Below are 20,586 nucleotides of genomic sequence, written 5' to 3' on the forward strand. Positions count from 1 at the left end.
AACATGATCCAGAAGTAAAGTCCGCGGGTGCGACGTTTCGTGATTTGCCGGAAATGCATACCCGTCGTATCGATAAGATGCGCGCGGTATCGAACTCGATAAGCTGACTGAACGTCCCGTATGATCCGGCCAAAGCGCCGGTGGCGGGCGTTCAAGCCGGCACATGGGTAGCAATGCCATGACGCAGTTGGCGACGCTGCGGCCACGATACCGGATCGTCATATTCGCGATAGCGCGCCTCGCCGTGATGCCGCCTGGGGCGCGGCGAGATCCCTGCAATCAAGAAGCCCGAAGTGTGAACGCCTTCACTCGCTTCCGGCGTGCATTGGCCCTAAGACGTCGAACCGGTGGACGGACGCTGGTTGTTCGATCCCCGCAGATTCATCCAAGCACCTTGTTAGCTTGCAAGAAGAATGGACGGCTCGTTGCTCGCCCATCGAGTCACAAGCCGGGGAGTTTGCTGCAATGAATTCAGGTCAAGCCACCGTTTATGTCGTTGACGACGAGATTCAGATTCGAACCGCGATCGGAAATCTCTGCGAGGAGACCGGACACCAGGTAAAATTGTTCGCCTCGACGGAAGAGTTTCTCGCGGAGAGTATTTCGCCCGGGCCGTCGTGCCTCGTGCTCGACGTCCGCTTTCCCGGGACGTCACCGACCGGCCTCGAGCTTCAGCGCCGACTCGCCGAGACGGGCGTGCCCATTCCGATCGTCTTCATCAGCGGCCATTCCGACGTCCGCGTCTCGGTCGAGGCCATGAAGCGCGGCGCGGTCGAGTTTCTGCCAAAACCGTTTCGCGAGCAGGAGATCCTCGATGCGATCAGGCACGGCATCGAGCGCGACCGCAGGCGGCTGGAACGCGAGGATGTGGTGCGTGAAGCCCGCCAGCGCGTCGGGACGCTGACGGCGAGAGAGCGCGAGATCATGCTGCTGATGGCCGAAGGGCTGATTGCCAAGCAGATCGCGGCCAGGCTCGGCGTGAGCGAAGTGACGGCGAAGGTCCATCGCGCCAGGATGATGCGAAAGCTGGAGCTGCGCACGCCGATCGAAGTGGTGCGGCTGATCGACAGCATGGGGCGCGAAGCCGAGACGATTCGCGCCGGCACGGGATAGCAGCTATTTCGGCGCTTCGACGTGCCGACATCTCGCGCAATGTCTAGTCCGTACCGATTAGCATGAACTGCAGTCTGTCGCGCTGGCCACGATCGGTTCACAGTATCCCTACGATGTCGGCCTCCTCCAAGACGGCATCCAAATTCACTCAGACAACTTGGCCAGAAAGGGATACTCCATGCGTAAATTGTTTTTTGCTTCCGTTGCATTGTTCGCCCTGTCCTCCGCGGCGCAGGCCGCCAACACCTCGACCACGGTGCAAGTCGGCGTCGTGAACGGCTCGTCCGTCACGCAGAACGGCCTCACCAACGACAGCTCGACGACCAGCCAGCTCGGCATCGTGAACACTGCGTCCACGATGCAGGGCACCGGCGCTGCCTCGCTCAACAACGGCAGCACGGTGAACCAGGTCGGCGTGCAGAACTCGGCGACCACCGGCCAGGTGGCGTTCGGCAACAACACCAGCGCGATCACCCAGAACTCGTTCGGGCCCCCCGCGCTGCAGAACAACTCCGCCGGCGTCGGCCAGCTCAGCGTGTTCGGCGTCAACGGCAGCACCGTCTCGCAGACGGCGCACTGACACACAGCCCCGTTTGGCCGGACGCAGCCAGTTGCGGTTGCGTCCGCGCCATTCTCGAATGCACCGCAATCCGGCCGGCCGATCAATTGCGATGGCCCGCCCATTGTCGCGGAGGAAATGACATGCGGATCACCTATTTCATTGCAACTTTCGTGGCGCTCGGTGCGCTGACGGCCGCCGACGCAAACGCCGGCAACACCGCCAGCGTGCTGCAATTCGGCACGACCAACACTTCGTTCATTTCGCAGAGCGGCGGCACCAGCAACAACGCGACCACGATGCAGTTCGGCGCCACCAATACGGCGACCACCCTGCAGACGGGCTCGCTCCTGACCGTCAACAATTCGGTGATCGGGCAGGGCGGCACGACCGCGACGGCATCCAACACCGCGCTGGCCGGCCAGGTCGGCGGCTCCAATTCGAGCCTGATCGGCCAGATCGGTGCGAACAACACGGCCGGAGTTGGTCAGCTCGGAATCCTGAACGGCTCGACCATTATCCAGCAGGCTCCGTGAGCCGACCCGAACTGACGAGGCATGTCATGAAACATCATTTGGGATGCGCGGGCGCCGTCTTGCTCGCCCTGTGCTCGGCGGGCACCGGATCAGCCGGTGCCCAGACCGCCGACATCAAGACCATCGTCTCTGTCGGCGGGCCGCCGGTGGTGCTGAACCAGAACAGTCAGCTCAACATGGCCGGCGTGTTCATGATCGGCGGCAGCACCAGCGCGACAGTGACGCAGACCGGCACCAACAATGCCACGGGCGTCCTGCAATTCGGCGGGACGAATTCCGCATCGATCGGGCAGGCCGGAACGAACAATCTCGCCTTCGTCGGTCAGACCGGGCAGTCGGCGACCAGCCTGATATCGCAGCTCGGCACGATGAATGCGGGCACGGTGGCGCAATTCGGCACGGTCAACGCCTCGACGATCGTGCAGACCGGCCCGTAAGGCGCGAGCGAACGCGCCGGTACCAGGAACGAACGGGGAAGCGCGATGCGATGCGGACAGATCTTGAGGCACGTGTTGGCGCTGGCGGCGATGCTCGCCGCCATCGGCACGGCGACGCAGGCGAGCGCCGGGTCGGTCCAGCGCAGCGTGACCAACCGGAACGTGAGCATCGAAACGGTCGTGCAGTTCGGCAACGATGTTCAGCCCGTGACGATCGAAGAGAACAGCCGCATCAATATCGCGCGGGTGATCCAGATCGGCGGCACCGGGACGGTGGATGCGACCATCATCCAGAACGGCACGCGCAACTATGCCAATGTGATCCAGGTGGGCGGCACCACCAATGCGATCATCGGTCAATCCGGTGCGAGCAACACCGCCGAGATCACCCAGATCGGCAATTCCACCAACGCGCTCCTGCTCCAGATCGGAGACATGAATACGGGAGCGGTGAGGCAGTTCGGGCGTTTCAACTGGCTGGCTATCTTTCAGTTCAGCCGATGATGGAGGTGTGACATGAGATTGCTCCTGCTCGCATCCGGAATAGGACTCATGAGCGTGATCGCGATGGCGCCGGCCGGCGCTGCCGACGGTCACACCACAGTGGTCCAGGACGAGAACGGCACCTCGGTGATCACGCAGAGCGGCGATCCCGCGCAGGCCGAGGTCAAGATCGAGAAGGAGCCGGGGCGCACGACGGTGTACCGGCGCAGCGGTGGCAACACCGCGATCGTGACACAGGGCACCGGCAACGCGCAGGAAAACATACGGGACATGCTCGATTGGCTGCGCAAGCAGCAGGGCCGCTGACGCACGAAGGCCCACCGTCCGCGAAAGGACGGCGGGCCTCGCCGTGAGTGTGGACCTTACCAGCGATAGCCGCCGGTCAGCGTGCCGTTGTTGTTGCCGTCAGGGCCGACGTCGCCCTGCGTCGAGCTCGGGGTCGGATGGTTGGTGCCGTTGAGCGCACCATAGGGCCCCCCGACATCAGGATAATACGCGCGCGGCTGGACCGGTTCGTAGGCGGGGCGGTGCGGTCCCAGCCCATGCGCGATCCGTTCCAATCGTAGCCCTGCGCCGAGGCAGCCGCAGTGCCGGCGACGAGTGATGCCGTGATCAGGCAGAGGAGTTTTGACTTGTTCTGCATTGGAGATGCTCCTTGCTGTGTCGGGGGCCAACGGTTGCACTGCGGGAGCGTTCCGGGACGCGTTCGGCGGAGCGATCAACTCCGATCAACTGGTTATGAAGCGCGGGCCGCGGAACGAAGTGCCTGAAATGAACCGGGAATCCCGGGCGTCTTGCCGCACCTGTTCCCCGGTTAATCCCGTGTCTTAACCAATAATTAATTATACGTTTGCGGGCGGGCGACGGGCGGGCCTAGCGTAGCTGCGGGGAGCTATCGCTTAAGCCAAACGAGTTGGTGCGTATCATGATGTCCAGATCCCATGGCAGATCAGTTGGGGCGCTATTCGCCTCGCTCAGCGCAGCCGCGCTGCTCCTTAGCCCCAACGACAGTTTCGCCAGACCCGGCGGCGCCGCGCCGCATGGGGTGACCGCTGCGCCTTCCGGCGCGATGGCGCGTGCCCCGATGGGGCCGGGAGCCCGGTTCCACCGGCGCAATAACCCGTTCGTCTACTGGCCGGGCGGCGGCGGGTTCTTCTACGACGGCGCCGGCTACAGCCAGCCCTTCGGCGATGCCGGGCAGCCGGTCTCCACCGACGTGCGCTACACCTACACCTATGATGTCCCCTGGGACTGGTCGCATCGCTTCCCGCCGAACGTCGTGCCGTCCGACCGGCCCTATGTGCCGAGCTGCCCGACCGAGCAGGTGACGGTGCCCGGCCGCGGCGGCAGCGAGCACACCGTCAACATCACGCGCTGCTACTGAGTTTTAGCCCAGCTCGAAGCTGGTCACGCCGAAGACGCGGTCGATGCGCAGCGGCGGGATCGCTCCCGTGTACATCCGCGCCGTCTCGAACACCGGCTTGAGCCCGAGTGCTTCCGCAAGCGCGATCGCCTCGCGATTGACGGCGGGGACGTCGAGGAAGATTTCGCCGACATCGGCGCTCGCAAGCAAAGCCTGCACGATCGCCTCCGCCGCCGCGCGGTCGTCGGCGACGAGCGGACCGATCTTGCAGCCGGTCCGGCAGGGCCGGATCACGCCCCATGCGGCGAGCTTGCCGTCGCGCACGAGGGCGCGGCCGGCATGGCCTGATGTATCGATCCAGGCGCGAAGGAATGCGCTGCGCCGGGCCGGGAAGACGGTGGCATCGTCGGCTTCCACGAGCGCAAACGGAATCGTGTCGAGCGCAACGACCTCAGTGGGCGCCCTCGAGCGCGCGGCGACGATGCCGCCATAGCGGATGTTGGCGTAGGCCAGCTGGAAACCGGACTTCCTGTAATTGTCCTGCTGCGCCACGACGCCGTCGAGCCCGATCACGCGCGCGCCCGCATGCGCGATCGCCGCATTCCAGATGCGCAGGCCATGGCCCGCGCCACGAAAGCTATCGCGCACGATGTAGAAGCCGAGGAAGGCGAAGCGGTCATCGTAATTGACGCAGGAGACGGTCGCCACCGGCTCGCCATCGATCTCGCCGACGAAGAAACCTTGCGCGTCGGGAACCGCAAAGCAGGCGGCATCCCGATGGCCCGGATTCCAGCCCTCGGCCGCGGCCCAGTCGATGGCGAGGGAGATCTCCTCGGGGCGCAGATTGCGGATCAGCAAATCACTTCTCAGGTTGCTCATGACGGATGCCTTCGACCATGGACCTGCCGACAGGTCTGGCTGTAGAAGGCCTCATGATAGGCCGAGCCTGCGGCTCGCCTCAACTGAAGGGATGATCGGTCATGGCAGCAGAGAAGGTTGCGCTCGTTACCGCCGGCGGCAGCGGCATGGGGGCAGGGGCTGCGCGGCGGCTGGCGGCGGACGGGTTTCGCGTCGCGATCCTGTCGTCCTCCGGCAAGGGCGAGGCGCTGGCGGCCGAGCTCGGCGGGCTCGGCGTCACCGGCTCCAACAAGGAGAATGACGATCTGAAGCGCCTCGTCGAGGGCGCCATGGCGAAGTGGGGACGCATCGACGTGCTCGTCAACAGCGCCGGGCACGGGCCGCGTGCGCCGATCACGGAGATCACCGACGAGCAGTGGCACACCGGCCTCGACACGTATCTCTTGAACGTGATCCGCCCGACGCGGCTGGTGACGCCGATCATGCAGGCGCAGAAGGGTGGCGCCATCATCAACATCTCGACCGCCTGGGCGTTCGAGCCCAGCGCCATGTTCCCGACCTCGGCGGTGTTCCGCGCGGGCCTTGCCGCCTTCACCAAGATCTTCACCGATACCCATGCGGCCGACAACATCCGCATGAACAACGTCCTGCCCGGTTGGATCGACAGCCTGCCGCAGCTCGACGCGCGCCGCGACAGTGTGCCGATGAAGCGCTACGGCAAGGTCGAGGAGATCGCCGCGACGGTCTCGTTCCTGGCCTCCGACGGCGCGGCCTACATCACCGGTCAGAACATCCGCGTCGATGGCGGGCTGACGCGCTCGGTCTGAAGCGCACGATCTCGAATCGCGCCTTTGGCTGCCTTGTCGTGACGCGACACGGGCGGTGCGTCGCGCGCCGCTGATGATGGACGAGGCGTGGCTCCTCGGTCACACCCGCCATCCGTTCGCACGATCTGAAGCGCACACTACGTCACAGTCCTTGCGAACTGCGCCGCAGCCCAAGACGAGCAGCGGCGCCCGCCCTATGCCCTAACTGCGCCGGTTGCCTTCTACCTGCGCGCATTCGAAACGCGAGGTCAATCGCGTGGGGCAAGGAGACTGGAATGAACAAGTTTTTGCTGGCGATCGCTTCTGTTGTCTTGGGTACCGCATCCGTTCAGGCAGCCGACCTCGCGGCGCATTACACCAAGGCGCCGGTGATGGCGCCAGTCTATAACTGGACCGGCTTCTACGTCGGCGGCAATGTCGGCGGGCAGTGGGGCAGCGCGAACCTCGCCACCACCACGCTGTTTCCGGTGGCCGCCTATTTCGCGGATTCGAGCGTGACCGCCATCGGGACGGTCGGCGCCCAGCACATCAACAGCTCCGGTGTGACCGGCGGCTTCACCGCCGGCTACAACTGGCAGGTCAATAACGCCGTGCTCGGCCTCGAGGGTGACATCAACTATTTCGGCTTCAAGGGCAGCGCGAGCAGCACGGCCGTGTATCCCTGCTGCGCGCCGACCACCTTCACCGTCAATTCGTCGGTCTCGGCCGATTGGCTCGCCACCATTCGCGGCCGCATCGGCTTCCTCGCGACGCCGAGCTGGCTGATTTACGCCACCGGCGGCGCCGCCATCGCCGAGGTAAAGGGCAATTTCAGCTTCACCGACACCTTTGCTGGCGCGACCGAGTCCGGAGCGATCCGCGACACCCGCGTCGGCTGGACAGCAGGCGTCGGCGGTGAGTACGCCGTGGGCAACGGCTGGTCGCTGAAGGCCGAATATCTTTACGTCGATCTTGGCCGCAGCAGCATGACCAGCAACAATTTCAACGTCGGTGTGCCGTTGCCGGCCCAGACCTTCACCCATTCGGTCGATCTCAAGTCGAACATCGTGCGCGTCGGCGTGAACTACAAGTTCGGCGGACCGGTCGTCGCCAGATACTGAGCATCCCGTTCCGATCCTGGCGTGGAAAGCCCCGGCCTGGCCGGGGCTTTCTGCTCTTGAAGCTCAGCCTGCGTGCGATGGCAGCAGATGCGCCAGCGCGGGCAGGATCTTGTAGCGCGCGATCTCGTGCGGATATTCGCCGCGGTTGGCGAGCAGGACGATGGCGATCCGCCGTGACGGAACGAGGCCGATATAGCCGGACGCATTGTTGAGGCCGCCGGGCTTGTCGATGACGGTGACATCAGGCAGACGCACGCTCTCCCAGGCCATGCCCTGTCCGAACTTGTCGTTGATGCGAAAGACCTCACGCTGCGTCATCCGCAGCGCCTCGCGCAATTGTGGATCGATCGTCCGGCCGTCGACGCAGGCTGCCGCGAAGGTGGCAAGATCCCGGGCGGAAGAGAACATCTGGCCGGTGCCGGGAAAATCAAAATAGCTCTGCTGGTCGCCGATTGGGCCTATCGCCGTGCCTTGGTCGGAATAGCCCTGGACCACGCGCCGCATCCAGGCCCCGTCCATGACGGCGCGATTGTCCGCGCCGCGCTCGGGGATGAAGCTGGCGTCCATGGCGAGGGGGCGGAGAATGCGGTGCTGGATCAACGCGCCGATCGGCGTGCCGTAGCAGCGCTCGAGCACGAGCTGAAGCAGCACGTAGCCGGCATGGGTGTAGATGCGCTGCCGGCCGGGTGCGATGCCGGGCGCCGGCGCGAAGGCGTTCAGCATGGCGATGAACTGCTCGCGGTTGAATTGATCGTTCGGCCAGGGCGGATGGTCGGTCGGCAGCAACAGCCCCGAGGTGTGCGTGACCAGCTCGCCGACGCTGACGCGGCGGATGTAATCGCCGTCGAGCTCGGGAAGATATTTAGGGACGCGGTCATCGAGCCGCAGCTCGCCGCGGAGCGTGCCGAGTGCGACCAGCGTCGCCTCGAACGGCTTTCTTAAAGACGCGAGGTTGAACAGCGTGTCCGGCGTCACCTTCCGCTTGGTGGCGTCATCGGCAAGACCGTAGTTGAAGAATTCGACATGCCGTCCGGCATAGAGGGCGGCGGCGAGGCCGCCGGCATGGCCCGGAGTTACGGTCGGCGCCAGCTCGTTTGCGACGATGTCGCGCATCTGCGCGATCATGTCGGAATCCGCGGAGGCGCGGCGCGGGCGAAGCGCGATCGCGAGGGGAACAAGCGCGGCCCGGGCGAGCGCCCGCCTGGTGAACGATGATGATGTGACAAAAGGCGGCACGTGCCCTGACGAACGATGCAATGGTCCCCCGGTCTCATTTAGCGGGAAGCGCCGGGCGGCCCAATTCACAATTGCGCGTTCAGGTTCCGTTTCGCGGCCTGCGATCAAATTACTTAGCTTGTTGGCTAACAATTGTTGACGCCGATGCACGGGTCGCCTATAGTTAGCTTCATGGCTAACCAATCGCCCCGCCTCGATCAGGTTTTCGCAGCGCTCGCCGATCCCACCAGACGGGCGATCGTGATGCGGCTGTGCGCCGGCGAGGCCTCCGTCGGGGAGCTCGCCGATCCTTTCGCCATGGCGCTGCCGAGCTTCATGAAACACATCCATGTGCTGGAGACGAGCGGGCTCGTGCTGTCGGAGAAATCCGGCCGCGTGCGCACTTGCCGTCTCAGCCCGGATGCGCTGCTCGGTGCGGAGGACTGGTTCCAGCAGCAGCGCGCAATCTGGGAGGCTCGGCTCGACCGGTTCGAAGCCTACGTGATGAAGCTCAAGAAAGAGAAGGAGCGGGCGGCTGCCAAGCGGCCGTCCCGAACAACCAAACGGAAAGGTTCTGAGTGATGACGAATTCTGCCAATCCCGCTCTGTCGCAATGGTCGCTCGACCGTGAGATCGTGATGTCGCGCGTGATCGACGCGCCGCGCGATCTGGTGTTCGAGGCGTGGTCCGACCCGAAGCATCTGCCGCAATGGTTCGGGCCGAAGGGATTCAAGGTTGAGACCTTCGAGATCGACGTACGCGTCGGCGGCGTCTGGCGCTTCAACATGATCGGCCCCGACGGCACGGTCTATCCGAACCGCATGCGCTTCCGCCGCATCGAGCGGCCGCAGCTGATGGAGATGGATCACGGCCTCGACCAGGACGAGGATCCCGGCATGTTCCGCTTCACCGTCACCTTTGCCGAGCAGAGCAATGGCAAGACCGTGCTGATGATGCGCCAGCTGGCCTCGAGCACCGCGCAGCGCGATGGCATGATCGGCTTCGGCGCCGTCGAATACGGCTACCAGACTCTCGACAAGCTCGCGGCCTATGTGGCGGGCATGAAGCGGTGAAGACAAAGCGGTCCCGGCGAAGGATTCGCGGGGACCGCTTTCGTACATCTCGAAGGATCGGTTTCCGAAGAGGGCGATCAACGAGGCGACAGAAGCGCGATGAGATCAGGATGAATCGTCATCGCGCTCTATTTATCGTTTGAGCATGGTCTCTTCGAAAAAGCCGCCGCACACTTTTCCGGATCATGCGCTAGCGCCGCGGTGCGGTGCCGCTCGTCGGTGGGGTGGTCTCGTTGCGCATGCCTGGAGCGCTGGACGCGCCCTGTCCGCCGCGTTGCGTATGGGTGGTGTCACCACTGCCGCCGCCGGAACCGTCTCCAGCGCTTCCGCTTCCTCCGGCAGCGCCGCTACCGCCTGCACCAGCACCTGCGCCCGCACCACCGGCCCCCGCGCCACCGGCTCCCGCACCGGCACCAGCTCCGCCGCCTGCGCCGCCACCAGCACCTTGAGCGAATGCTGCGCCGACGGAAGCGCCGGCGAGCATTGCAGCTGTGAAGATCGTCAGCATTGTCTTACGCATGTTGTGTCTCCCTGAGGTTCATGCCGGACCAATCACGCGCGCGGCCAACCGTTCCTACGCGAGGCGTTGCGGGTGCATCGAACTGGAGGCCTGCGACCCAGCGTCGGAACGTGTCTGCCAGCGGAAGTGCATTTCGTTCCGGGGACCGGAACACCATCGGGGACTCAATGCAGCCCATGATTGGGGGACGTCGGAAGGGACCACAGGAACGATCGCTGCCCTGCGGCTTTGCCGGTGATGACGCACATTATCTTCAGCGACTACCGCAACCCCGCCGCCGAGCAGGCCTATGAGATCGCCTGGAACTTTCTCACGCGGACGGGCGCCATCGGCGATGAGTTCGCGGCCTGCGTGTTTCTGGCGCAGCGCATCACCATGATGGTCGAGGAGGGGCACACGAACCGGATCCGGATGGCCAATCGCGCGATCTCCGAATATCAGCGCCATGTCGATCAACGCGACGATGTCATCCGCAGCGGCGGCCGCCTCGCGGGAGGACAATGAGCGCCGGCACCGCGTCTCTCACAGCCTCACTCTTTCGCTTCGTCCGTCACGATGTCGCCGAGCTTCTGCCAGCGCTGGCCGTCGAACTGCACCATCTGGAACTGCTTGTTGACGCGATAGTCGGTCGGCGAGGTCGTGACCGAGATCCCCGGCAGCGTCAGGTCGAGCTCGACGTTCTTGAGGCTGGCGGCCTGCCGCATCACGTTGTCGCGAGTGAGGTCGTCGCCGCATTGCTTCAGCACCTGAACCAGCAGCTGCGCGGTGATGTGCCCATAGACGTTCAGGTTCGAATCCTTGTCGCCGTCGGGATAGTATTTTGCCATGAAGGCGAGGTAGCGCTTCATGCCGGGATCGTCCTTCCATTCGGGATCGGCGGCATCCTTGACGTAACCGACGCTGACGACGCCCTTGGAATTGTCCAGCCCCGCCGGCTTCAGCACGGCGCTGAGCGAGGAGGCGTTGATGTCGATGATGTGCAGCGGCTTCCAGCCGATCTCGGCGACTTTCTTGATGGCCTGCGCCGCCTGTTTCGGCGTGGTGGCGCTGAACAGCACGTCGGCGCCGGCATCCTTCAGCCGCAGGATCTGCGAGTCGATCGTCGGCTCGGTGATCTCGTAGGATGTCTCGGCCACGATCATCTTCGCCTTGTCGCCGAGGCCGGCCTTGAGGCCGGCGAGATAATCCTTGCCGAGGTCGTCGTTCTGGTAGAGCACGCCGATCTTCGCGTTCGGGTGGTTCTTCAGCAAATATTGCGCGTAGATGCGGCCTTCGACCAGGTAGGAGGGATTGAATCCCATGGTCCAGGGAAAGTTCTTGGGATCGGTGAAGCGCGCGGCGCCGGTCGCGGCAAACAGCTGAGGGATTTTCTTGGCGTTGAGATATTTTTGCACGGCGACGTTCGGCGCGGTGCCGATGATCTGGAATGTCAGCAGCACCTCGTCGCTTTCGACCAGCCTGCGGGTCTGCTCCACGGTCTTCGGCGGCGAATAGGCATCGTCATACTGGATCAGCTCGACCTTGCGGCCGTTCACGCCGCCCTGGTCGTTGATCATCTTCATATAGGCGGCCTGGGTCTTGCCGATCACGGCATAGGCCGAAGCCGGGCCGCTGAGCGGCACGGTCTGACCGACCTTGATCGCCGTGTCGGACGCACCGGCATCGTATTTCTTCTGCGCCTGCGCCGCCGCGCTCGACAGCGCGAGAAGCAGTGCGGACGCCGCGATGTGTTTGAGAAGAGTGCTTGTCATGTCCGGTCCTTCCCGATGGTCATTCGCCCTTGAGACCGGCGTCGCGGATCAGCTTGGTCCATTTCTGGGCCTCGGCGTCGATGAACTGGCCGAACTCGGCCGCGGTGCCGGCGCGCACTTCGAGGCCCTGGGCGGTTAGCTTGTCCTTGATCGCCGGCTCGGCGAGCGCGCGCAGAACTTCGGCCTGAAACTTGTCGACGATCGCGCGCGGCGTCGTGGCGGGCGCCATGAAGCCGTACCAGCCGGCGGCAGCCACGTTGGGAAAACCCTGCTCGCGCAGGGTGAGCGCCTGCGGGTAGAGCGCGCTGCGCTCGGCCGATGCGACGCCGAGCACGGTGAACTTGCCGCTCTGGATGTAGGGCAGGGCGGTCGGCAGCGCCGTCAGCGTGGCATCGACGCGGCCGGCGAGCAGCTCGGTGTAGGAGGCGGCATCGCCCCGGAACGGAATATTCAGGCCCTTGACGCCGGCGTCGCGAAACAGCAGCTCTCCGGCGAGGTGCGGCTGCGAGCCGGCGCCCGGAGACGCGAAGGTCAGCCCATCCGGTTTCGATTTGCCGTAGGCGATCAGCTCGGGGAGCGTCTTGAACTGCGCATCGGCGCTGATGATGAGAAACAGCGGCGCGACCACGACCATCGCGACCGGCTGCAGGTCCTTGCGGTCGTAGGTCAGCTTGCCGAACAGCGCCTCGGCGGTCGCGTAGGGGGCCGCGACGTAGAGAAGGGTGTAGCCGTCGCCCGGGGCATGGGCGACCATGTCGTTGGCGATGCGGGTGCCGGCACCCGGCTTGTTCTCGACGATGAACTGCTGACGGAGACTGCGGCCGAACTCTTCGGCGAGCAATCGCAACGAGATGTCGTTGGAGCCGCCGGGCCCGTAGGGCGAGATCAGCCGCACCATGCGCGAGGGCCATGCATCCTCGGCCTGTGCCATCAGGCCTGAGCCGGCGGCGAGCCCGCCTGCAAGCGTGCCCAGCAGGGTTCGGCGTGTGACCGTGAATGATGTCACTGTTTTCTTCCTCCCTTTTTGTTGTTGGTCTTCTTGTTAATTTCAGATCACCTTTCGCGCGGTGAGCCTTTCGATCTCCTGGTCCGAAAGGCCGAGCCAATTGCGAAACACCTCATCATTGTCCTCGCCGACGTCGCCGGCGGTGTGACGCAATCGCGCGGGATCATTGGTGAAGCGCGGCACGGCATTGGTCATGGCAACCGTGCCGAAATCCTTGTCGGCGACACGGGTGATCACCTCACGCGCCTTCACTTGCGGGTCGTCGGCGATCTGGTCGATCGAATAGATCGGGGCGAGCGTTCCCTGCGCGGCATTGAATCGGGCGAGGACCTCCTGAAGGGGATGGGTGGCACACCAGCCGGCGAAGATGTCGTTGAGCTCGGCGGCGTGCCTGACGCGCCGGTCGTTGCTGGCAAAGCGCGGATCGGTGATCAGGTCGGGCCGCTCGATCGCCCGGCAGTTCGCCGCAAACAGCGCGTTGGTCGAGCCTGCGAGCGTCACCCAATGATCGTCGCTGGTGCGAAACACGGCGGCCGGCGCCGAATAGCCGTTGGAATTGCCGATCCGGCTGCGAACGGTGCCGAGCTGATCGTGCTCGATGGCGAGGACGTCGAGCAGGCGGAAGGTCGCCTCAGTCAGCGAAAGATCGATCTCCTCGCCGGGCGCATCGGGATCGCGCGCCCGTTTCCACAGCGCCGCCAGCACGCCAACGGCGCCGAACAGGCCGCCGATCGAATCCCCGATCGGGTATCCCGGATGGGTCGGCTCGCCATCGCTCTCGCCCGTGATGTAGGTGAGCCCGCCCATGGCCTCGAAGATACGGGCGAAGCCAGGTCGCTCGCGATAAGGTCCATCCTGCCCGAAGGCGGTGGCGCGCAGGATCACGAGGCGCGGCTGGATCGACCACAGCACCTCCTTAGGCAAGCCCCATCGATCGAGCGTTCCCGGACGGAAATTCTCGATCAGCACGTCGAAGCGCGGAAGCAGCTGCTTGAACAGCGCAAGTCCTTCTCCAGTGCGCAGATCGAGCGTGGCAAACTTCTTGTTGCGGTTGGCGGCCTTCCACCATAGCGGCTTGCCATCCTTGAACGGCGGAAACGACCTTACGCCGTCGCCGTTTCCGGGCATCTCGACCTTGAGCACCTCGGCGCCGTAGTCGGCCAGCAGCGTGGCGGCGAACGGCGCTGCAATGATCGTCGCGATGTCGAGAACCTTAAGTCCCTCGAGCGGTCCAGCCATGTCATTTTCCGGCGCTTGTGATTTTCTTGGTCTTGCGCGGCGGCGCGAGCTCGGCCTGTCCGACGATGGCGCGGATGCTGTCGGCGAGTGCCGCGATGCGCGGGCCGATCTCGCCTTCCAGCTGGCCCGGCTGGAGCCGGAAGGCGGGGATGCCGCAATTGATCGAGAACGACTGCCTCGATTCGCTCGTGTGAAACAGCGGCGCGGCGACGGCATGGATGGAGGCCATGTACTCGCCCCAGCAGGTGCAGAAGCCGCGGCTTTTGCATTGCGCGATCCCGGCCCGGTATTTGTCGCGGAAGGCCGACCACAGCTCGGGGTCTTCAGCACCGATGTTCCGTTCGAGCCGGTCTGCATCGGCTGGTGGCAGGGTCGCCGCCGCGGCGCGGCCCATGGCCGTCATCACCACGGGAATCGGCATGCCGATGTCGGGCGCGTGCGGCCCGACGTCGCCGGAGCGCGCGGTCTCGACATAGATCATCGACGTGGCGTCGAGCAGGCCGATCGAGACCGTGCCGCGGACGCTGAGCGCCAGCTCCTGCATCATGGGCCGCGCCATCTGGCGGAATTGCATTCCGGCAAGCAGAGGATGCGCGATCCGCAGTGCCCGCGCAGCGACGCGGTACTTGGCCCGCTCGGCGTCGTAGCGGAGGTAGCCGAGCTCGGCGAGCGTGTGCGTCAGCCGCGCCACTGTCGGCCGCGGAATGCCGGTCAGCGCCGACAGCTCCATGTTGCCCAGCAGCGTGCTCCCGGCCTTGAACGCCTCGAGCACGACGAGCCCCTTTGCCAGCGTCGTGGCGAAGGCGGCGTCGTCGACACTCTCCGCCAGCACTGCGGCGGCGGAGGAGAGCGGATGTCGCGGTTTGGATGAATCTCTCGGGGTCATCCCCGAATATCAGACGGCGAAATCGCTTCTGTCCAATAGATTCGGTAAAAGCGGCAAAATTGTCCGATATGTGGACACCGATATTGCGTCGGGGTTTTCGTTGAAGGACGCGCCGGACCGCGCCGCACACACAGATTTTTGTCGTGATTGCATGTCGTGTTGTGACAGGATTATTACGATGACATGTCAGATCGATAATTTTGCGGAGCGGTTCATGTTGCAGTGGCAGGCGCGGTCAAATCCCCTCGCGTGGTGGTGGGGATCCCTCACGCTCGTGAGCGGCGCCAATATCCTGGTGTGGTTCATGCTGTACCGCGAATTCTACCCGACGCCTGCAGGCAGCCTCAGTGGCGGCTCGGATATCGGGCTGATGCTGCTGCTGTGCGCCGGCTATGTGTTCGGCTGCGCGTTCCGCTCATTCCTGCCGCGCGCCGACGTGCAGCGCATCTGCCTGTTCGACACCTGGCTCTCGAGCGTCGTCGTCGGCCGCACGGTTGCGACCGTGGCCGAGCTCTGCTTCGTCGCGCAATGGGCCATCATCCTGCATCAGTTCGGAAAGATGACGGGCGCCGAGACCGCGGTGAACATCGCGCTCGTGATCGTGCCGATCATCATCATCGCGGAGTGTTTCTCCTGGTACGCGGTGGTGACGACCAACTTCCTCTACAACGCGATCGAGAACTCGCTGTGGGCGGTGACCTTCTTCCTCGCCGGCATCGCGCTGTGCCGCCTGATGCCGGAATTCCAGGGCCCGGTGCGCTGGGCGCTGATGTCAGGCATCGTCGGCATCGCCTGCTTCCTCGCCTTCCTCGTCACCGTCGACGTGCCGATGTATCTCAGCCGCTGGCGGGCCGGGCACGCCGAGGGCGGCAGGTTCCTGGGCTTCCTCGAAGGCCTGCATGACGTCTCGACGCGCTGGGTGGTGACCCACGACATCGCCCATTGGAAGGGCGAGCTGACCTGGATGTTCCTGTATTTCAGCGCCGCTGTGTGGTCGAGCCTCGCCCTCTGCGCGCTCTATGCGATGGAAGGCTATCTGGCGCGGTATTTGGCCTGAGCGGTTATTTACCGACCAGGCTGCACTTGCTGCGGTCGAGCGGACGGAAGGCCTGATCGGGCGGGATCGTCGCGACCAGCTTGACGAAATCCCAGGGTCCTTTGGATTCCTCGGGCGTCTTGACCTGCACCAGATAAAGATCATGCACCATGCGCTGGTCCTCGCGGATGCGGCCGTTGGGCGTATACGCATCCGACACCGGGGTTGCCTTCATTTTCGCCATCACGGCTGCGCTGTCGTCGGTATCCGTGTCCTTGATCGCCTGCAGATAGTGACGCACGGCGGAATAGACGCCGGCCTGGATCTGCGAGGGCATGGCCTTGCGGCGCGCATAGAAGGCGTCGGAGAATTTCCGGGCGGCGGGCGAGACGTCCTCGAAGAACGAGGTGACGATGAGGTCGCCACGGGTCGCTTTCAGCCCGACAGCCGCGATATCGACGTTCTGGAACGACATCGGCACGATCTTGATGCCTTGGTCGGCGAGGCCGAATTCCTCGGCCTGCTTGATTGCGGTGGCGTTGTCGCCGGCGACGTTGATGGCGAGGATCTTGGCGCCCGAGGACTGCGCCTGCAGCAGGAACGACGAGTAGTCGGGCGTGCCGAGCTGCGCCTTGACGCTGCCGGCGACCTTGCCGCCGAGCTCACCGATACGGGCGCGTGCGGTCGCTTCGATCGAATGGCCGAAGGCATAGTCGCCGGTGATGAAGAACCATGGCTCCTTGCTGGTCTGCATGATGCCGGAGACCACGGCGGTCGCGGTGGAATAGGCATCCTGGGTCCATTGCACGCTGGTCGGCGCGCACGCCTCGTCGGTCAGTTGATTGGCGCCGGCGCCGGACACGAGGAAGATCCTGCCGTTGCCGCGCACGAGCTCCTGCACCGCGAGTGCCGCGCCGGAGCTGCCACCATCCGCGATCGCCTGGACACCGTCGCTGAACCATTTGCGGGCGAGTGATGCCGCAAGATCCGGCTTGTTCTGGTGGTCGGCCTGCAGGATCTCGATCGGCTTGCCGTTGATCTTGCCGCCGAACTCCTCCGCGGCCATTCGCGCCGCCTCGACCGAGCCCGGACCCATCGCAGTGGCGAATACGCCGTTCATGTCGGTAAGCACGCCGATGCGGATCGCATCGCCCTTGATCTCGGCGCGCGCAGGCGGGCCCGCGAGCGCCAGCGTGACTAGCAGGATGGCGGCGGATGTCGTGCGGAGGTTGGCCATGGCGTTTCCTGACTTTGTCGTTCTTGATTGTTTGAAGACGTGGTCAGGCCGGTTCGGCGATGACCGTGTTGCGCAAGGTTCCGATGCCTGAGATCTCGACCTCGACGGTGTCGCCGGGGCGCATCCACAGCGGCGGCGTCCGCTTGGCGCCGACCCCGCCCGGCGTGCCCGTGACGATGACGTCGCCGGGGACGAGCGGACAGATCGTGGATGTGTAGGCGATCAGCTCGGGGATGCCTGTGATCAGGAGGTCGGTGGTGGTGTCCTGCACGACGGTGCCGTTGAGGCGCGTCTGCAAGGCGAGCTTCGACGGATCCTGAATTTCGTCCGCCGTCACCAGCCACGGGCCGAAACTGCCGCTCTCGGCAAAGGTCTTGCCGGAGAGGAACTGGCTGGTGTGGCGCTGCCAGTCGCGGATGCTGCCTTCATTGTAGCAGGAATAGCCGGCGACATGATGGAGCGCGCGGCTCGCCGGGATGTGCCGGCCTTCCTTGCCGATGACCAGCGCGAGCTCGCCTTCATAGTCGAAATCGTCGCTCACTTTCGGCTTCACGATCGGCTGGAGATGGCCGACCTGGCTGCAGGGAAAGCGGACGAACAGCGCCGGCTTCTCGGTGACGGTGCGACCGGTTTCGGCGACGTGATCGCGGTAGTTCAGGCCGACGCAGATGATCTTGCCGGGATCGGGGATCACGGGGGCGAAGCTGATCTTGTCGAGCGGATGATCGGGCGCCGTGGACGCGACCAGCTTTGCCGCCTCGGCGAGGCGATCCGCTTCGAGCAACTGCCGCAGCGTGGTGCAGGGCGCCATACGCGCGCCGAGATCGACGATTCCGTTGTCCTTGACGGCGCCGAAAGAGGCGCGGCCGTCGGCGATGAAAGAAAGCAGCTTCATGAGATATCCTTGAGAAATGTTGGGTCAGGCCGCGGACGGCACATGGGTTGGAGGCGTGAGGGCGGCGACGAGCCGGTCGAGTTCTGCGTCGTTACGGGCAGTGCCGCGCACGTAACGGTCCGGGCGGATCAGCGCGGCGATGATGCCGTGCTCGCGAAGCCAGTCGCCGATGCCCGCGGCATCGTCGCTGGTCAGGATTTGGATTTCGGCTTGCGAAAGACGCGATGAGTGCGTGGTCGCACTCTCGACGAGGAGCACGTGGCCGTAACCGATCCGGTCGTCGCCGCGGCGGCCGTCCCGTAGCTCGAACTGCGGCGCGAGATGTCCGGCGAAGGGCAGCTCGCCGAGCGCGAGCCCGGGGCCGAGCAGGGGCTTTTTCACCTCGAGCTTCACCGGCGCATTCGCTCGGGCCTGGCCGGCGGCAAGGCCCGCTTCGATCGCCTTGGTGTTGATCACGCCGCCGAGACGGATGGCGAGCTCGATGAATTCGCGCACATGCGGCTGGCGTTCGCTCTGATAGGTGTCGAGCAGATCGGGTGCGGCGCCGTCACGGATGATCGCGGCGAGCTTCCAAGCGAGGTTTGCGGCATCGCGGATTCCGGCGCACATGCCTTGGCCGAGGAAGGGCGGGGTCTGGTGTGCGGAATCGCCCGCGAGCAGCAATCGGCCGCTGCGCCATTGCTGTGCGATGACCGAATGAAACGTGTAGACCGCGGCGCGTTCGAGTTCGGCATCATCAGGCGTGATCCAGCGCGACAGCAGCTCCCAGGTCTTTGCCGGTTGCGCGATCTCCTGGGAATCCTCGTCCGGGAGAACCGTGATCTCCCAGCGCCGCCGCGTGCCGGTGCCGCGCACATAGGTCGCCGGCCGCTTGGGATCGCAATGCTGGAGGCTGTAATCGCCGAGATCGTCGCGCGCGCGCTTGAGCAGCACGTCGATCACCAGCCAGCGCTCGTGGAAGCCGAGATCGTCCATGCCGGAGCCGATGAAGCGGCGGACCAGCGAGCGGGCGCCGTCGCAGCCGATCACATAGCCTGCGCGGACTTCGGTAAGTGTTCCGTTCGAGAGGTCTTCGTAGCGGACGCGCACGCCATACTCGTCCTGATCGAGCGCGAACACATCGCAGCGGTTGCGCAAGGTGACGTTGGGAAAGCGGGCAAGACCGCCGATCAGCACGTCCTCCAGATCGGGTTGGTGGAAGCGATAGCTGAGATGCCACCCCATCGGGGTCAATGTCTGCGGGCGCGACCAGTCCAGCAGCATCTTTCCGTTGGCGTCCAGAAACAGCATGCCGGGGCTGAGGATTGTCTGCGGCAGGATCGCGTCGGCTAAACCGATGGTCTGGAACACGCGCATGCATTCGTCGTCGAAATGCACGGCGCGCGGCAAATGATAGGTCCGCGCCTCGCGCTCCAGCACCAGCGTGCGAACGCCGCACAGGCCGAGCAAATTGGCGAGCGTGGCGCCGACCGGACCACGGCCCACGATCACGACATCGAACTCTTCGGGGACGGATTTATTTTGCATGGGGCTATCTCTTCCCCAAGCCATGCCGCCCATTCAACGCCGCCGCGCCAAGTGTCCGCCCAGCGGACGGATCCGCCTAGTCCTCGACCGGGATGGCCGCGGCCGTCTCCTGAAGCCGCGCTGCAAACTGCGCAATCGCCTCCTCGATGCCCAGCGCCGAGCGAATCCAGATGATGGAGATGCAGCCGAACACGACGCCGCCCCGCACGATGGGAACGGCGACCGAAGCCGTCTTGGGGTTATACTCGCCCTCGCTGCGAATCGCGTAACCCCGCGCGGACGTCTCGGCAATCATGCGATCGAGGCGGGCTTCGTCGAGAAAGGGGCGGTCGTCGGCCTCGTCGATGCGGCGCAGATGATTGACGATGAGGTCGCGCTCGCGGGCCGGGCAGGCGGCGAGATAGGCGCGGCCCGCGGACGTCCGCAGCATCGGCAGGCGCCTGCCGATCATGCCGCGGTCGATCGAGAGCGGGCTGCGGGAATGGGTGGTCTCCTGCACCACCATCGCCGCGTTCTCGTAAGTGGAGAGATCGACCGGCCAGACCAGATCCTTGCTGAGCTCGGCGAGATAAGGCGCCGCCGCCTGGCAGATCACCACGCCGGGATCATAGCCGTCGCCGAGGCTCAGCGCGCGGCGGGTGACGCGAAAACGATCGTCGCTGGCACTGCGGGCGATATAGCCGAGTTCCTCCAGGGTTTCGAGTAGGCGGTAGACGGTGGGGCGGGGCAGTTCGAGCGCGCGGGCAACGTCGCCGGCACGGATGCCGCCGGAGCGATTGACCTCTCGCAGCACGTCGAGCCCGCGCTTGAAGGCGCGGACGCCTTCCGACTGCCGGGGGGCTGCCGTCCCCGTCCGCTCCTTGGACACTTCGCATTTCCTCCCTTGTGGCGCGCGGTCTCGCGA

The 20,586-nt window shown here is 64.8% G+C and carries 24 protein-coding genes and 1 pseudogene; 13 read left to right on the forward strand and 12 right to left on the reverse strand.

Annotated elements, in window-relative coordinates; all coding sequences use genetic code 11:
- Nucleotides 1–465: 465 nt before the first annotated feature.
- The 6 genes from GGD67_RS32250 to GGD67_RS32275 all read left to right on the forward strand — a co-directional run bounded on the left by GGD67_RS32250 (nucleotide 466) and on the right by GGD67_RS32275 (nucleotide 3,455).
- Nucleotides 466–1,113: a response regulator transcription factor gene (locus tag GGD67_RS32250; RefSeq protein ID WP_179738467.1), complete on the forward strand. Its 648-nt coding sequence runs from the start codon at nucleotides 466–468 to the stop codon at nucleotides 1,111–1,113.
- Between the two features lie 178 nt (nucleotides 1,114–1,291).
- The gene (locus tag GGD67_RS32255; RefSeq protein ID WP_026202398.1) at nucleotides 1,292–1,693 is read left to right on the forward strand and encodes a hypothetical protein; all 402 of its coding nucleotides are present in this window, start codon (nucleotides 1,292–1,294) and stop codon (nucleotides 1,691–1,693) included.
- Nucleotides 1,694–1,815: 122 nt separating this feature from the next.
- Entirely contained in the window at nucleotides 1,816–2,208 is a 393-nt protein-coding gene (locus GGD67_RS32260) for a curlin (protein ID WP_179738469.1), read from the forward strand.
- A gap of 26 nt (nucleotides 2,209–2,234) precedes the next feature.
- The gene (locus tag GGD67_RS32265; RefSeq protein WP_179738471.1) at nucleotides 2,235–2,645 is read left to right on the forward strand and encodes a curlin; all 411 of its coding nucleotides are present in this window, start codon (nucleotides 2,235–2,237) and stop codon (nucleotides 2,643–2,645) included.
- 72 nt (nucleotides 2,646–2,717) lie between these two features.
- Nucleotides 2,718–3,149 (forward strand): curlin, encoded by a 432-nt coding sequence (locus GGD67_RS32270; protein WP_244550738.1) that lies wholly within the window; start codon nucleotides 2,718–2,720, stop codon nucleotides 3,147–3,149.
- Nucleotides 3,150–3,161: 12 nt separating this feature from the next.
- A complete protein-coding gene (locus GGD67_RS32275) occupies nucleotides 3,162–3,455 on the forward strand; it encodes a hypothetical protein (protein WP_179738473.1) in 294 nt (97 codons plus the stop codon).
- A 56-nt stretch (nucleotides 3,456–3,511) separates the two neighbouring features.
- On the opposite strand, the pseudogene GGD67_RS32280 reads toward GGD67_RS32275, so the two are convergent.
- Nucleotides 3,512–3,792, reverse strand: a pseudogene (locus tag GGD67_RS32280) (hypothetical protein).
- A 282-nt stretch (nucleotides 3,793–4,074) separates the two neighbouring features.
- Between GGD67_RS32280 and GGD67_RS32285 the strand changes: the two are divergent.
- Nucleotides 4,075–4,533 carry a hypothetical protein gene (locus GGD67_RS32285; protein ID WP_179738475.1) on the forward strand — a complete coding sequence of 153 codons (459 nt, stop codon included), beginning with the start codon at nucleotides 4,075–4,077 and terminating at the stop codon, nucleotides 4,531–4,533.
- A 3-nt stretch (nucleotides 4,534–4,536) separates the two neighbouring features.
- Here GGD67_RS32285 and GGD67_RS32290 read toward each other — a convergent pair whose 3' ends face one another.
- Nucleotides 4,537–5,391: a GNAT family N-acetyltransferase gene (locus tag GGD67_RS32290; RefSeq protein WP_179738477.1), complete on the reverse strand. Its 855-nt coding sequence runs from the start codon at nucleotides 5,389–5,391 to the stop codon at nucleotides 4,537–4,539.
- A 101-nt stretch (nucleotides 5,392–5,492) separates the two neighbouring features.
- Here GGD67_RS32290 and GGD67_RS32295 point away from each other — a divergent pair, with 101 nt between their 5' ends.
- Both GGD67_RS32295 and GGD67_RS32300 read left to right on the forward strand, forming a co-directional pair.
- Nucleotides 5,493–6,197 carry an SDR family oxidoreductase gene (locus GGD67_RS32295; protein ID WP_179738479.1) on the forward strand — a complete coding sequence of 235 codons (705 nt, stop codon included), beginning with the start codon at nucleotides 5,493–5,495 and terminating at the stop codon, nucleotides 6,195–6,197.
- Between the two features lie 275 nt (nucleotides 6,198–6,472).
- Complete coding sequence (locus GGD67_RS32300; RefSeq protein ID WP_179738481.1) at nucleotides 6,473–7,297, forward strand: outer membrane protein; 825 nt, start codon at nucleotides 6,473–6,475, stop codon at nucleotides 7,295–7,297.
- A 63-nt stretch (nucleotides 7,298–7,360) separates the two neighbouring features.
- On the opposite strand, the gene GGD67_RS32305 is transcribed toward GGD67_RS32300, so the two are convergent.
- Nucleotides 7,361–8,422 (reverse strand): serine hydrolase, encoded by a 1,062-nt coding sequence (locus GGD67_RS32305; RefSeq protein ID WP_179738483.1) that lies wholly within the window; start codon nucleotides 8,420–8,422, stop codon nucleotides 7,361–7,363.
- 282 nt (nucleotides 8,423–8,704) lie between these two features.
- On the opposite strand from GGD67_RS32305, the gene GGD67_RS32310 reads away from it, so the two are divergent.
- Both GGD67_RS32310 and GGD67_RS32315 read left to right on the forward strand, forming a co-directional pair.
- Nucleotides 8,705–9,094, forward strand: a complete 390-nt coding sequence (locus GGD67_RS32310; RefSeq protein WP_026202395.1) for a helix-turn-helix transcriptional regulator — start codon at nucleotides 8,705–8,707, stop codon at nucleotides 9,092–9,094.
- Nucleotides 9,094–9,585: an SRPBCC family protein gene (locus tag GGD67_RS32315; protein WP_179738700.1), complete on the forward strand. Its 492-nt coding sequence runs from the start codon at nucleotides 9,094–9,096 to the stop codon at nucleotides 9,583–9,585. The genes GGD67_RS32310 and GGD67_RS32315 overlap by 1 nt, the downstream gene beginning before the upstream one ends.
- A gap of 190 nt (nucleotides 9,586–9,775) precedes the next feature.
- Here GGD67_RS32315 and GGD67_RS32320 read toward each other — a convergent pair whose 3' ends face one another.
- Complete coding sequence (locus GGD67_RS32320) at nucleotides 9,776–10,105, reverse strand: hypothetical protein (RefSeq protein ID WP_157644393.1); 330 nt, start codon at nucleotides 10,103–10,105, stop codon at nucleotides 9,776–9,778.
- 237 nt (nucleotides 10,106–10,342) lie between these two features.
- Between GGD67_RS32320 and GGD67_RS32325 the strand changes: the two genes are divergently transcribed.
- Nucleotides 10,343–10,609 carry a hypothetical protein gene (locus GGD67_RS32325; protein ID WP_018320664.1) on the forward strand — a complete coding sequence of 89 codons (267 nt, stop codon included), beginning with the start codon at nucleotides 10,343–10,345 and terminating at the stop codon, nucleotides 10,607–10,609.
- A 26-nt stretch (nucleotides 10,610–10,635) separates the two neighbouring features.
- On the opposite strand, the gene GGD67_RS32330 is transcribed toward GGD67_RS32325, so the two are convergent.
- The 4 genes from GGD67_RS32330 to GGD67_RS32345 are packed head-to-tail and all read right to left on the reverse strand — an operon-like array spanning nucleotide 10,636 to nucleotide 14,987.
- Nucleotides 10,636–11,856, reverse strand: a complete 1,221-nt coding sequence (locus tag GGD67_RS32330; protein WP_179738485.1) for an ABC transporter substrate-binding protein — start codon at nucleotides 11,854–11,856, stop codon at nucleotides 10,636–10,638.
- Between the two features lie 19 nt (nucleotides 11,857–11,875).
- Nucleotides 11,876–12,862, reverse strand: coding sequence for a tripartite tricarboxylate transporter substrate binding protein (locus GGD67_RS32335; protein ID WP_179738487.1), 987 nt, complete (start codon nucleotides 12,860–12,862; stop codon nucleotides 11,876–11,878).
- A 42-nt stretch (nucleotides 12,863–12,904) separates the two neighbouring features.
- Complete coding sequence (locus tag GGD67_RS32340; RefSeq protein WP_179738489.1) at nucleotides 12,905–14,101, reverse strand: CaiB/BaiF CoA-transferase family protein; 1,197 nt, start codon at nucleotides 14,099–14,101, stop codon at nucleotides 12,905–12,907.
- A 1-nt stretch (nucleotide 14,102) separates the two neighbouring features.
- Nucleotides 14,103–14,987: an IclR family transcriptional regulator gene (locus tag GGD67_RS32345; protein ID WP_018320660.1), complete on the reverse strand. Its 885-nt coding sequence runs from the start codon at nucleotides 14,985–14,987 to the stop codon at nucleotides 14,103–14,105.
- A gap of 214 nt (nucleotides 14,988–15,201) precedes the next feature.
- Between GGD67_RS32345 and GGD67_RS32350 the strand changes: the two genes are divergently transcribed.
- Entirely contained in the window at nucleotides 15,202–16,044 is an 843-nt protein-coding gene (locus tag GGD67_RS32350) for a hypothetical protein (protein ID WP_018320659.1), read from the forward strand.
- A gap of 4 nt (nucleotides 16,045–16,048) precedes the next feature.
- Here the strand turns inward: GGD67_RS32350 and GGD67_RS32355 are convergent, their stop codons facing one another.
- The 4 genes from GGD67_RS32355 to GGD67_RS32370 all read right to left on the reverse strand — a co-directional run bounded on the left by GGD67_RS32355 (nucleotide 16,049) and on the right by GGD67_RS32370 (nucleotide 20,550).
- Nucleotides 16,049–17,260, reverse strand: coding sequence for an ABC transporter substrate-binding protein (locus GGD67_RS32355; protein WP_092260089.1), 1,212 nt, complete (start codon nucleotides 17,258–17,260; stop codon nucleotides 16,049–16,051).
- A 43-nt stretch (nucleotides 17,261–17,303) separates the two neighbouring features.
- Nucleotides 17,304–18,155, reverse strand: a complete 852-nt coding sequence (locus GGD67_RS32360) for a fumarylacetoacetate hydrolase family protein (protein WP_179738491.1) — start codon at nucleotides 18,153–18,155, stop codon at nucleotides 17,304–17,306.
- A 24-nt stretch (nucleotides 18,156–18,179) separates the two neighbouring features.
- On the reverse strand, nucleotides 18,180–19,682 hold the full coding sequence (locus GGD67_RS32365; protein ID WP_179738492.1) for a bifunctional 3-(3-hydroxy-phenyl)propionate/3-hydroxycinnamic acid hydroxylase: 1,503 nt from the start codon (nucleotides 19,680–19,682) through the stop codon (nucleotides 18,180–18,182).
- Nucleotides 19,683–19,758: 76 nt separating this feature from the next.
- Complete coding sequence (locus GGD67_RS32370; protein ID WP_179738495.1) at nucleotides 19,759–20,550, reverse strand: DNA-binding transcriptional regulator; 792 nt, start codon at nucleotides 20,548–20,550, stop codon at nucleotides 19,759–19,761.
- Between the last annotated feature and the right edge of the window lie 36 nt (nucleotides 20,551–20,586).

The organism is Bradyrhizobium sp. IAR9 (assembly GCF_013408065.1).
Classification (GTDB): Bacteria; Pseudomonadota; Alphaproteobacteria; order Rhizobiales; family Xanthobacteraceae; genus Bradyrhizobium.

Coding starts and splice junctions, on each gene's coding strand:
- GGD67_RS32345 (WP_018320660.1), bottom strand. CDS start 14,987: ATGACCCCGAGAGATTCATCCAAACCGCGACATCCGCTCTCCTCCGCC.
- GGD67_RS32320 (WP_157644393.1), bottom strand. CDS start 10,105: ATGCGTAAGACAATGCTGACGATCTTCACAGCTGCAATGCTCGCCGGC.
- GGD67_RS32265 (WP_179738471.1), top strand. CDS start 2,235: ATGAAACATCATTTGGGATGCGCGGGCGCCGTCTTGCTCGCCCTGTGC.
- GGD67_RS32275 (WP_179738473.1), top strand. CDS start 3,162: ATGAGATTGCTCCTGCTCGCATCCGGAATAGGACTCATGAGCGTGATC.
- GGD67_RS32340 (WP_179738489.1), bottom strand. CDS start 14,101: ATGGCTGGACCGCTCGAGGGACTTAAGGTTCTCGACATCGCGACGATC.
- GGD67_RS32260 (WP_179738469.1), top strand. CDS start 1,816: ATGCGGATCACCTATTTCATTGCAACTTTCGTGGCGCTCGGTGCGCTG.
- GGD67_RS32290 (WP_179738477.1), bottom strand. CDS start 5,391: ATGAGCAACCTGAGAAGTGATTTGCTGATCCGCAATCTGCGCCCCGAG.
- GGD67_RS32250 (WP_179738467.1), top strand. CDS start 466: ATGAATTCAGGTCAAGCCACCGTTTATGTCGTTGACGACGAGATTCAG.
- GGD67_RS32310 (WP_026202395.1), top strand. CDS start 8,705: ATGGCTAACCAATCGCCCCGCCTCGATCAGGTTTTCGCAGCGCTCGCC.
- GGD67_RS32360 (WP_179738491.1), bottom strand. CDS start 18,155: ATGAAGCTGCTTTCTTTCATCGCCGACGGCCGCGCCTCTTTCGGCGCC.
- GGD67_RS32315 (WP_179738700.1), top strand. CDS start 9,094: ATGACGAATTCTGCCAATCCCGCTCTGTCGCAATGGTCGCTCGACCGT.
- GGD67_RS32330 (WP_179738485.1), bottom strand. CDS start 11,856: ATGACAAGCACTCTTCTCAAACACATCGCGGCGTCCGCACTGCTTCTC.
- GGD67_RS32295 (WP_179738479.1), top strand. CDS start 5,493: ATGGCAGCAGAGAAGGTTGCGCTCGTTACCGCCGGCGGCAGCGGCATG.
- GGD67_RS32350 (WP_018320659.1), top strand. CDS start 15,202: ATGTTGCAGTGGCAGGCGCGGTCAAATCCCCTCGCGTGGTGGTGGGGA.
- GGD67_RS32300 (WP_179738481.1), top strand. CDS start 6,473: ATGAACAAGTTTTTGCTGGCGATCGCTTCTGTTGTCTTGGGTACCGCA.
- GGD67_RS32255 (WP_026202398.1), top strand. CDS start 1,292: ATGCGTAAATTGTTTTTTGCTTCCGTTGCATTGTTCGCCCTGTCCTCC.
- GGD67_RS32325 (WP_018320664.1), top strand. CDS start 10,343: ATGACGCACATTATCTTCAGCGACTACCGCAACCCCGCCGCCGAGCAG.
- GGD67_RS32285 (WP_179738475.1), top strand. CDS start 4,075: ATGATGTCCAGATCCCATGGCAGATCAGTTGGGGCGCTATTCGCCTCG.
- GGD67_RS32365 (WP_179738492.1), bottom strand. CDS start 19,682: ATGCAAAATAAATCCGTCCCCGAAGAGTTCGATGTCGTGATCGTGGGC.
- GGD67_RS32355 (WP_092260089.1), bottom strand. CDS start 17,260: ATGGCCAACCTCCGCACGACATCCGCCGCCATCCTGCTAGTCACGCTG.
- GGD67_RS32305 (WP_179738483.1), bottom strand. CDS start 8,422: ATGATCGCGCAGATGCGCGACATCGTCGCAAACGAGCTGGCGCCGACC.